Origin of the sequence: Geodermatophilus sp. DF01-2 (genome assembly GCF_004571065.1) — a bacterium.
In the GTDB taxonomy this organism is placed as follows: domain Bacteria; phylum Actinomycetota; class Actinomycetes; order Mycobacteriales; family Geodermatophilaceae; genus Geodermatophilus.
Genome location: NZ_SPQN01000110.1, coordinates 1 through 10393, shown reverse-complemented (window position 1 = coordinate 10393; position 10393 = coordinate 1). Strand labels below are relative to the sequence as shown.

Here is a 10393-nt window from a genome sequence, read left to right as displayed (position 1 = left end):
CTCGGCCTGCTGCGCGGGTTCGCCGGTTCCACGTGGAACACCGGCATCGCCTTCGGCACCGTGGGAGCCGAGGTCGACGGCGTCCGGCTGGAGATCACCACCTTCCGCGCCGACCGCTACGACCGGGTGTCGCGCACCCGGGCCACCGCGAGCAGCACGGCGGCGAGCCCACACGCCGCGACGCAGGCCCAGTAGAGGATCGTGGCGGCGGTGACGACGCCGCCGATGAACAGCCCGAGGCCCAGCAGGACCAGCAGACCTGCAGCCAAGATCACCCATCGACTGTAACCGGGCCCACAGCCGGGGACCGCTCGACGGCCGGGACGTGACGGGCCCCCGGGCGTCGTCCGGAGGCCCGTGCAGCGGCCCCGTCCGGGGCCGGCCCCGCCCAGGGCACCGCCCCGAGCCTGCGAGGGGTGGGCAGGACGGGGTCCTCTTTCAGGCGCTGGCGTGCTGGTTCTGCCGGCTGTTCGACGCCGGCTCCGCCGACCCGCGGCTGTCCAGGTCGCGCAGGTGCGACTCGAGGTAGGACCGCAGCCGGGTGCGGTACTCGCGCTCGAACGTGCGCAGCTCCTCGATCTTCCGCTCCAGGCTGCTGCGCTTCTCCTCCAGCGAGCCCATCACCTCGGTGTGCCGGCGCTCGGCGTCCTGGTCGAGGGCGGCGGCCTTGGCGCGGGCCTCGCGCTCCATCGTCTCGGCCCGGGTGCGCGCGTCACCGACCATCGAATCGGCGCGCATCTTGGCCTCGCTGACCATCTGCTCGCTCTTGGCCCGCGCCTCGCTGACCATGCGCTCGCTGTTGGTCTTGGCCGAGACGACCATCTGGTCGGCCTGGGCCTTGGCCTCGTTGACGTACTTGTCGGCCGTCTCGGTGGCCAGGGCGAGCATCCGCGAGGCGCGGGCGCTGTCGTCCTCACGGACGGGGGCCGGCGGGGGCGGCGGGGCGGCGGCGGGCGCCGGGGCCGGGGGCTCGGGGGCCTCGACGGCGCGCGGGTTGCGGCCGGTCGCGGAGCCGGCGCGCAGCTCGTTGTTCTCCTCGATCAGCCGGGCCAGCTCGGCCTCCACCACGTCGAGGAAGGCGTCGACCTCGTCCTCGTCGTAGCCCCGCTTGCCGATCGGCGGCTTCTTGAAGACGACGTTGTGCACGTCGGCAGGCGTGAGTGGCATCGACTTCACCTCGGGTCGGGCAACGGGGACAGGAACGGCGTCGGACGAGCGGCGGACGGCTCCGGCCGGCCGCCGGTGTCGCCGTCCCCCGGAGGGCCAGCGGTCACGCGGCGGCGAACGCGAGGCTGTCCACGATGCCACGCAGGATGTACACGGCGATCAGGAGCACCATAAACGCGAGGTCCAGCCGGATCGACCCCAGGTTCAGCGGCGGGATGACCTTCCGGATGGCCTTCAGCGGCGGGTCGGTGGTCGCGTAGACGACCTCCAGACCCGCTGCCACCAGGCCGGACGGGCGCCAACTGCGGGCCAGCACCATCACCCAGTCGACGACGAACCGCGCGAAGAGCAGCACGAGGAAGACGAGCAGGATCGACGAGAGGATGTTCCAGAAGAGAGCCACGGTCCTCGCTCGTCCTAGGGCACCCGGTGTGCCGTCCGGTCCTGCTGCCAGGCCTCAGGACTGCTCGAGGAACCCGCCCTCGCGGATTCGCGCCTTGTCCTCGGCCGTCACGGCGACGTCCCGCGGGCTGAGCAGGAACACCTTGTTCGTGACGCGCTCGATGCTACCGCGCAGCCCGAACGACAGACCCGCAGCGAAGTCCACGAGCCGCTTCGCGTCGGCGTCGTCCATCTCGGTCAGGTTCATGATCACCGGCTTGCCGTCGCGGAAGCTCTCGCCGATCTGGCGGGCCTCGTTGTACGTGCGCGGGTGCAGCGTGGTGATCCGGTAGGGCTGGGGCGCGGGCGCCGGAGCGGGGGCCGGAGCCGGCTCGGGAGCAGCGGCGACCGGCCCGCGGACGGCGAGACCGGCCGCCCCCAAGGCGCCGGACGCGGCGGACCCGGGACCGGGCACCGAGGCGTGGCCGGTTCCGGCCCCGGTGCCACTGCCGGCCGGTCCGCCGAGGCGCGCGGCGGTGGACCCGGTGGTGGGCGCCAGGCCGAGGTTGCGGCCCGCTGCGGGACGGCGGGGCAGCGCGAGCGGCTCGGGGTCCGGCGCCGGCGACAGGTCGGCCTCGAGGTCGCCGGCGTAGTCGTCGGCCCGGTAGCCGGGGTCCCGGTAGTCGGGCTCTCGGTAGTCGGGCTCTCGGTAGTCGGAGTCATAACGGTCACCGACGCCGTAGTGCTCGTCGTAGCCGTCCTCGGAGGCGTACCGGGAGTACCGGCGCTCCTCGAGGCGGTCGTAGCGGTCGGCGTCCGCCTGACGGGCGTCGTACCGGCCGTAGGCCCGGGCGTCGTCGTCCTCCACGAGCCCGAGGTAGATGCCCATCTTGCGCATGGCTCCGGCCATCAGCCCTCCCCCTCTTCGTACGCGCGCGTGGTCACCCGGGCTGCTGGGACCCGTGTGACGGGTGTGACTCGTCCTCCCGGGAGGGTAGGGGGCGCACACCTGCGAGCGCAGTTCCGACACGCACCAGCGTGCTGCCGGCCGCGATCGCCTCCTCGAGGTCGGCGCTCATGCCGGCGGAGAGCTCCCGGGCGCCGGGGTGGTCCCTGCGCACGCGCTCGGCGAGCGCGGCGAGCCGGGCGAAGGCGGGGCCGGGCTCGGTGCCCCGCGGCGCCACCGCCATGAGGCCGCGCAGGACGACCCCCTCCTCGGCGGCCACGGCGTCGGCCAGCGCCGGGACGTCGGCCGGGTCGGCGCCGCCGCGCACGGCGAGCTCCCCCTCGGGTCCGCCGAGGTCGACCTGCAGGAACACCTCGACCGGCCGGCCGGCCTCGGTGCCCACCCGGGCGAGGGCGCGGGCCAGCGACATGCGGTCCACCGAGTGGACGACGGCGCCGAGGCGGGCGACCCCGGCGGCCTTGTTCCGCTGCAGCTGGCCGACGAAGTGCCAGCGCAGCGGGAGGTCGGCCAGCTCGGCAGCCTTGCCGATCAGCTCCTGGGCGCGGTTCTCGCCGAAGTCACCCTGGCCGAGCGCGGCGAGTTCCCGCACGGCGCCCGCAGGCCAGGTCTTGCTCACCGCCAGGAGGCTCACCGTGGCGGGGTCGCGGCCGGCGGCGCGGGCGGCGGCGGCGATGCGCGCACGGACCGCCTGCAGGCGGTCGGCCGGAGAGGTCACGGCCGGATCCTCCCCCGTCCCGTGCCGACCCGCGGCTCCCGGTCGGCCGCGAGCCCGGATCCGGCCGCCGAGTGCGACGAACTCGTGGTGATCGGTGCCTGATGGCCACGAGTTCGTCGCAGTCGGGGCGGCAGTCCTCGGTCAGCTGAGCCAGACGACGCCGGCCTGACGGCCGGTGACGCCGTCGCGGCGGTGGGAGTACAGCCAGCGCTCCTCGACGGTGCAGCGCGGGTCGTGCACCACCTGGCCGACGCCGGCGCCGTGGAGCGCCTCGGCCAGCCCGGCCCGCAGATCCAGCCCCGGTGTTCCCTTCCGGGTGCGCACCGCCGCGGCCGGCGCCACCCGGGCCACCTCGGCCTGCATCGCCCGCGGCACCTCGTAGCAGGCGCCGCAGACCGCCGGGCCGAGCAGGGCGGTGACGTCGGCGGGGCGGCTGCCGAGCCGCGCCATGCCGGCCAGCGCCGCGGGGACGACGCCCGTCCGGACGCCCTCCCGGCCGGCGTGCACCGCGGCCACCACACCGCCGGCGGGGTCGGCGAGCAGGACCGGCACGCAGTCGGCGACCAGCACGCACAGCACCAGACCCGGCGTCCGGGTGACCACGGCGTCGGTCTCCGGGAGCGGGCCGTCGACCGGCGCGTCGACGACGGCGACGCGCGAGCCGTGGACCTGGTCCATCCACACCAGCCGGTCGGCAGCGACGCCGAGCTCGCGGGCCAGCCGGTCGCGGTTGGCCGCCACGGCGGCGGCGTCGTCACCGACGTGGCTGCCGAGGTTGAACGAGTCGTAGGGGGAACGGGACCGGCCGCCCCGCCGATCGGTGACGACCCGTCGGGGTCGCACCGACCGCGAGGCGGCCGGAGCCGAGCTCACAGTGCGGCCCCCGTGCAGGGGCCCGCCAGGAGCGAGGTGAGGCACTGGAACGGCCACCCTCCAGCGGCCCGCGCGGCCCCGTCCAGAGGCTCGTCCCGAGCTTGTGAGGGATGAGGAGGACGGGGTCCTTCGACTTTCACTGGCGCAGGAACTCCGGGATGTCGAGCTCCTCCTCGAAGTCCTCGTTCGTCAGCGGACGCCGAGCAGCGGCGTTCGACCCGGGGACCGGCGGCAGCGGCGGCACGGTGATCCCGCCACCCCCGGCCGCGGCGCCGGGCCGGGCCGGCGTCTGCGCGGTCGACGGCGGGGTGGGCTGCGCCTGCGGAGCCTGGGGGGAGCCGACCAGGCGCTCCCCCGTCGGCGCCGACGGGACGCCGGGGACCGGCTGCGGGTGCAGCGGCATCCGCGGGGCGCCCGGCGGAGCGACCGGAGCCGCGGACGGTACCGACGCGATGCCGGCGTCCTTGCGGCCCTGCGGCTTGCCGCCGTCGAAGCCCGCGGCGATGACGGTCACCCGCACCTCGTCGCCGAGGGCGTCGTCGATGACCGCACCGAAGATGATGTTGGCATCGGCGTGAGCGGCGTCGGAGACCAGCGAGGCGGCCTCGTTGATCTCGAACAAACCCAGGTCCGAGCCACCCGAGATGGACAGCAGCACGCCGTGGGCGCCCTCCATCGAGGCCTCGAGCAGCGGGCTGGCGATCGCCTGCTCGGCGGCCAGCAGCGCTCGGTTGTCCCCGCGCGCGCTGCCGATGCCCATGAGCGCCGACCCGGCGCCCGACATGACCGACTTGACGTCGGCGAAGTCCAGGTTGATCAGGCCCGGCGTGGTGATCAGGTCGGTGATGCCCTGGACGCCGGAGAGCAGCACCTGGTCGGCGGTCCGGAAGGCGTCCATGACGCTGACGTTGCGGTCACCGAGCTGCAGCAGCCGGTCGTTGGGGATGACGATGAGCGTGTCGCACTCGTTGCGCAGCTCGTCGATGCCCGACTCGGCCTGCACGGCCCGCCGCTTGCCCTCGAAGGAGAACGGGCGGGTGACCACGCCGATGGTGAGCGCGCCGAGCTTTCGGGCGATCGAGGCGACGACGGGCGCGCCGCCGGTGCCGGTGCCGCCGCCCTCCCCCGCGGTCACGAAGACCATGTCGGCGCCCTTGAGCACCTCCTCGATCTCCTCGCGGTGGTCCTCGGCGGCCTGCCGCCCGACGTCGGGCTGCGCGCCGGCGCCCAGCCCGCGGGTGAGCTCGCGTCCGACGTCGAGCTTGACGTCGGCGTCGCTCATCAGCAGCGCCTGGGCGTCGGTGTTGATGGCGATGAACTCGACCCCCTTGAGGCCGACCTCGATCATCCGGTTGACCGCGTTCACCCCGCCGCCGCCGATGCCGACGACCTTGATGACCGCGAGGTAGTTGTGCGGAGGTGTCATGTGGGGCTCCCGACCTCGACCCTCATCCTCAAGTAAAGCCTTATAGTTATGTCAACTGGGTCGACGCGCACGAAGTTAGGTGGGGCTCCGCGGGCCCTACAAGCACCCTCCTGGGACCGGCGTGTCGAGTGGACGTGTCCCCACGAACATCGGACGACGCACTGGTCACACTCGCACCACCGACTGTGACGACCCGCCTCGCGAACGTCTCATGTGCAGGTCGAGGGCGGGGACACGCCCGGATCGCGGAACTCGAGAAGTTGTTCGCGGTGTCGGGCGTGTCGCCGCCCTGCGCGTGTCGTCGCAGGCGGCCGTGCACACGCGGCGACGTCGGCCGGCGACCCACCGCAGTCCCCGGCGACCGCGATGGGCCCCGCGATCCGGTCACCGCCGGCCCGACGGCTACTGGCGGGGGACGCGGCCCATCAGGAAGAACTCCTCGTTCGGCGGGATCGCCGCCCAGTGCGCCAGCCGGTTCGACAGCGCGAACAACGACACGATGGCCCCGACGTCCCACACGTCGTCCTCGGTCAGACCGTGGCCTCGCAGCCGGTCGAGGTCGGCGGTGGTGACGGTCGCCGGGTCCACCGCCAGCCGGACGGCGACCTCGAGGACGGCGTGCATGCGTGCCGACAGCGGGGCCTTGCGCCAGTCGACGGCGACCTGGTCGGCGAGGTACGGGTCCCGGGCGCGGATCCGCGCGATGGCCCCGTGGGCGACGACGCAGTACAGACAGTCGTTGGCCGCACTGGTCGCCACGACGACCAGCTCGCGGTCGGCCTTCGACAGCCCCGGCGTCTCCTTGTCCATGAGCGCGTCGTGGAGTGCGAAGAACGCCGCGGCCTCGGCGGGCCGCCAGGCCAGGGCGCCGAAGACGTTGGGCAGGAAGCCGGAGCGCTCCTGCACCTCGGCGTATCGCTCGCGCAGCTCGGGCGCGAGCTCCTCGGGGGACGGGACGGGGAACCGGCTGATCGGTCGGTCGCTCATGGGCCCAGCCTCCCCGGCGCCGGCCGCGCCGGGCCACCCCTTCAGGCAGAAGGACCTCGCCCTCTCAACCCTCGCGAGCTCGGGCCGAGCCTCCGGGCGAGGCCAACCTGTGAGCGGCGGGGGGCAGGGGTGGCCTCGTCCCGGGTCCCGCCCCGGGTCTGCGAGGAGTGGGGAGGACGAGGTCCTTCATCAGCGCAGGACCACCGCCGAGGGCGCGCTGACGTCGATGGTGTCGGCCGGCTCGAGCGCGCCGGCCCGCAGCTGCTCGAGCAGCGCCACGAGGACGTCGGCCTTCTCCTCGACGTCCTCGGCGCTGCCCCACAGCACGGTGGTGCCGTCCTCGAGGGTGAGCGTGACGTCCTCGGCGCTGCTCGTCCGGGCGCCGGCCACGTCGGCGCGGACGTCGTCCGGCAGCGCCACCAGGGCGGCCAACGCGGCACGGGTGGCGCGGTCCTCCGGACCGGGGTCGGCGACGTCGAGCGGCACCACGCCCGCCGGCGGGTCGCCGGTCACGGTGTCGAAGAGCACGCCCTCGGCGTCGACCAGCGAGCGCGTGCCGGCCTGCTCCACCACCGCGACCGGCACCCGCTCGGCCACGGTGACGACGACGCTGCGCGGCCAGCCGCGCGTCACCTCGACGTCGGCCACCTGCGGCAGCCGGGCGACCCGGGCCGCGGCGGCCTCGACGTCGACCCGCAGCAGCGGCGTCCCCTCGGCGATGCCGGCCACCTCGACGACCTCGGCGGCGGTCAGCGTGCCCGCGCCGTCCACCCGCACCGCCTGCACGGCGAACACGGGGCTCGCCCACAGCAGCCAGGCCAGCAGCCCGAGCACCGCGGCGGCCACGCCGCCGCTGACGAGCAGCCGCCGGCGGCGGTCGGCGGGGGTGTCCCGGCGCGGCCGCCGGGCGGTCGCGCCGCCCGGGCGGCGGCTGGGAGGGGCGTCGTCGCCGGCCCGGGAGGACCCCCCGCCGCGCGCGCGGTCGCTGGTGGTCGTCCCCGATCGGCTCACCGCGCCGCGACCGCCGGGTCGCCGGGCGGACCCGAGCCGTCGGGGTGGGTGGGGCGCGAGCGCAGCACCTCCAGCACCTCCGGGCCGACCATGGAGACGTTCCCGGCCCCCATGGTGATCACCAGGTCGCCGGGACGGGCCCGCTCGGCCAGCGCCGGCGCCGCGGCCGACCAGGACGGCTCGAACTGCACGTGCTCGGCCGGCAGCGCGACGGCGTCGGCGACCATCGCTCCGGTGACGCCGGGCACCGGGTCCTCGCGGGCACCGTAGACGTCCATGACCACGACCTCGTCGGCCAGGCCGAGCGCCGTCCCGAACGCGGCGGCGAACTCCCGGGTGCGGCTGTACAGGTGCGGCTGGAAGGCGACGACCACCCGGCCGGCTCCGGCGACGGCCCGCGCGGCGCGCAGCTGCGCCTCGACCTCGGTCGGGTGGTGGGCGTAGTCGTCGTAGACGCGGACCCCTCCGACGGTGCCCTTGAGCTCGAAGCGCCGGTGCACCCCGCCGAAGCGGCCCAGGCCGGCGACCAGCCCCTCGGCGGGCAGCCCCAGCTCCAGCCCGGCCAGCAGCGCGGCCGCGCTGTTGCGGGCCATGTGCTCGCCGGGCACCCGGATCTGCACCCGGCCGAGGACCTCGCCGTCGAGGACGGCGGTCCACGCGGTCGTCTCCGGGCCGACGTCGAGGTCCACCAGCCGCAGGTCGGCGTCCTCGGCGGTGCCGTACGTGCGCACGCGGGCCGCGGTCGGCACGGTGCGCAGCCGCGCCGAGCCGGGGTCGTCGGCGCACAGCACCACGAACCCGTCCGGGTCCACCGTGTGCAGGAAGCGGTCGAAGGCGGCCTCCACCGCGGCCAGGTCGCCGTAGTTGTCGAGATGGTCGGCCTCGACGTTGGTGACGATCGCGCCGTACGGGCCCAGCAGCAGGAAGGACCGGTCGCTCTCGTCGGCCTCGGCGACGAAGACGTCGCCCTCGCCGGCGTGCGCGTTGCTGCCGGACTCGTTGAGGTCGCCGCCGATCGCGAACGACGGGTCGGCGCCGCAGGCCTGCACCGCGACGGTGAGCATCGAGGTGGTCGAGGTCTTCCCGTGCGTGCCCGCCACCGCGACGCTGCGCTTGCCGGCCATCACCGCGGCCAGCGCGACCGCGCGGGGCAGCACCCGCAGCCCGCGCTCCCGGGCGGCGGCCAGCTCGGGGTTGTCCTCGCGGATGGCGGTGGAGACCACCACGGTGTCGGCGCCGCCGAGGTGCGCCGGGTCGTGGCCCAGCTCCACCCGGGCGCCGAGCGCGCGCAGCGCCAGCAGCGTCGGGGTGTCGCGGCGGTCGCTGCCCGACACCGGGACGCCGCGGGCCAGCAGGATGCGCGCGATGCCGCTCATCCCGGCCCCGCCGATCCCGACGAAGTGGACGGCGCCGAGCTCCTCGAGGTTCGGCACCGGCTCGGCCCACGCGGCGACCGCAGCGGCGCTCACTCGCCCTCCTCGCCGGCGCTCGTCGGCCGCGTTCGCGGCGCTGCTGTACCCCTGGGTGAGCTCGCCAGCTCGCTCACCGTGCCGCCACCTCCAGCACGATGTCGGCCAGCCGTTCGTCGGCATCGCGCGCCCCCGCGGCCGCGGCGCGCTCGGCGTACCGGGCCAGGGCGGCCGGGTCGGTGACCATCGGGACCAGGTGCTCCTCGATCCAGGACGGCGACAGGTCGGCGTCGTCCACCAGCAGTCCTCCCCCGGCCTCGACGACCGGCAGCGCGTTGCGCCGCTGCTCGCCGTTGCCGATGGGCAGCGGCACGAACACCGCCGGCAACCCGACCGCGGACAGCTCGGCCACGGTCACCGCGCCTGCCCGGCACAGGGCCAGGTCGGCGGCGGCGTAGGCGAGGTCCATGCGCTCGAGGTAGTCGACGACGACGTAGGGGGCGCTGCCCGCCGGCCGCGGCGGGACGGTCACGTCGGTGTTCCTCGGGCCGCGGGCGTGCAGCACCTGCACCCCGGCGGCGGTGAGCGCGTCGGCGGCGCCGACGGCGGACCGGTTGAGCGACGCGGCTCCCTGCGACCCGCCGAAGACCAGCAGCGTGGGCCGCTCGGCGTCCAGACCGAACGCGGCACGCGCCTCGGTGCGGCGGGCGGGACGGTTCAGCGTGCTGATCGCCGTCCGCAGCGGCATGCCGACGTGCTCGGCGCCGCGCAGCGGCGTCCCGGGCACGGTGACGGCGACCCGCTCGGCGAGGCGGGCACCGACCCGGTTGGCCAGCCCCGGCAGCGCGTTCTGCTCGTGCACGACTATCGGGATCCCCGCCCGCCCCCGCCGCTCGCGGCGGGCGGCCAGGTAGGCCGGCAGCGCCACGTACCCGCCGAACCCGACGACGACGTCGGCGGACAGCTCGCGCAGCAGCGCGCGGGTGTCGGCCACCGAGCGACGCACCCGCCCGGGAACCCGCAGCAGGTCGACGGTGGGCCTGCGCGGCAGCGGCACCGGCGGGATCAGCCGCAGGTCGTAGCCGCGGGCGGGAACCAGCCGGGTCTCCAGGCCGCGGGCGGTCCCCAGGCAGGTGATCCGCAGGCCGCCCTCCACCGCACCGCTGCGGCGGAGCAGCGCGTCGGCCAGGGCCAGCATCGGCTCGATGTGCCCCCCGGTGCCGCCGCCGGCGAGCACGACACTGCGCCGCGCGCTCACCGTGGCCGCCGGGGGGGCTCGGGGGCGGTGGCGCGCGCCCGCGGCGGCGGCTGCCGGCGGACCTCGGGCACCCGGCCGCGCCCTCGAGCTGGTCGACATGGTGTGCGTGCCGCTCGTGGCCGACGGGCGCATCCTCGGCGTCCTCACCCTCGGCAGCGACCGTCGGCGCGGGCCGCTCACCGCGGCCGACGTCGAGGTC

At 75.5% G+C, this 10393-nt stretch carries 11 protein-coding genes and 1 pseudogene; 1 reads left to right on the top strand and 11 read right to left on the bottom strand.

The window, feature by feature from the left end:
• Positions 1-116 precede the first annotated feature (116 nt).
• The 11 genes and pseudogenes from E4P41_RS22395 to murG form a co-directional block, all read right to left on the bottom strand.
• Entirely contained in the window at positions 117-275 is a 159-nt protein-coding gene (locus tag E4P41_RS22395; protein ID WP_167761187.1) for a hypothetical protein, read from the bottom strand.
• 163 nt (positions 276-438) lie between these two features.
• Entirely contained in the window at positions 439-1167 is a 729-nt protein-coding gene (locus E4P41_RS19830; protein WP_135142952.1) for a DivIVA domain-containing protein, read from the bottom strand.
• Positions 1168-1270: 103 nt separating this feature from the next.
• Positions 1271-1570: a YggT family protein gene (locus E4P41_RS19825; RefSeq protein ID WP_135142951.1), complete on the bottom strand. Its 300-nt coding sequence runs from the start codon at positions 1568-1570 to the stop codon at positions 1271-1273.
• 54 nt (positions 1571-1624) lie between these two features.
• A pseudogene (sepF, locus tag E4P41_RS23835) lies at positions 1625-2008 on the bottom strand (cell division protein SepF); the annotation flags it as partial.
• A 481-nt stretch (positions 2009-2489) separates the two neighbouring features.
• Positions 2490-3230 (bottom strand): YggS family pyridoxal phosphate-dependent enzyme, encoded by a 741-nt coding sequence (locus tag E4P41_RS19815; RefSeq protein ID WP_135142949.1) that lies wholly within the window; start codon positions 3228-3230, stop codon positions 2490-2492.
• Positions 3231-3371: 141 nt separating this feature from the next.
• Entirely contained in the window at positions 3372-4073 is a 702-nt protein-coding gene (pgeF, locus tag E4P41_RS19810; RefSeq protein ID WP_135142948.1) for a peptidoglycan editing factor PgeF, read from the bottom strand.
• Between the two features lie 166 nt (positions 4074-4239).
• Complete coding sequence (gene ftsZ, locus E4P41_RS19805; protein WP_135142947.1) at positions 4240-5529, bottom strand: cell division protein FtsZ; 1290 nt, start codon at positions 5527-5529, stop codon at positions 4240-4242.
• A gap of 402 nt (positions 5530-5931) precedes the next feature.
• Positions 5932-6516, bottom strand: a complete 585-nt coding sequence (locus E4P41_RS19800) for a peroxidase-related enzyme (RefSeq protein WP_135142946.1) — start codon at positions 6514-6516, stop codon at positions 5932-5934.
• 189 nt (positions 6517-6705) lie between these two features.
• Positions 6706-7527: an FtsQ-type POTRA domain-containing protein gene (locus tag E4P41_RS19795; RefSeq protein ID WP_245177508.1), complete on the bottom strand. Its 822-nt coding sequence runs from the start codon at positions 7525-7527 to the stop codon at positions 6706-6708.
• Positions 7524-8996: a UDP-N-acetylmuramate--L-alanine ligase gene (gene murC / locus E4P41_RS19790; protein WP_135142945.1), complete on the bottom strand. Its 1473-nt coding sequence runs from the start codon at positions 8994-8996 to the stop codon at positions 7524-7526. Before murC ends, E4P41_RS19795 begins: the two co-directional genes overlap by 4 nt.
• A 73-nt stretch (positions 8997-9069) precedes the next feature.
• Positions 9070-10194, bottom strand: a complete 1125-nt coding sequence (murG, locus tag E4P41_RS19785) for an undecaprenyldiphospho-muramoylpentapeptide beta-N-acetylglucosaminyltransferase (protein ID WP_135142944.1) — start codon at positions 10192-10194, stop codon at positions 9070-9072.
• Between murG and E4P41_RS23460 the strand changes: the two genes are divergently transcribed.
• Positions 10142-10393, top strand: a 252-nt coding sequence (locus E4P41_RS23460; protein ID WP_245177507.1) for a GAF domain-containing protein, incomplete at its 3' end; no start/stop codon positions are given. The genes murG and E4P41_RS23460 overlap by 53 nt on opposite strands.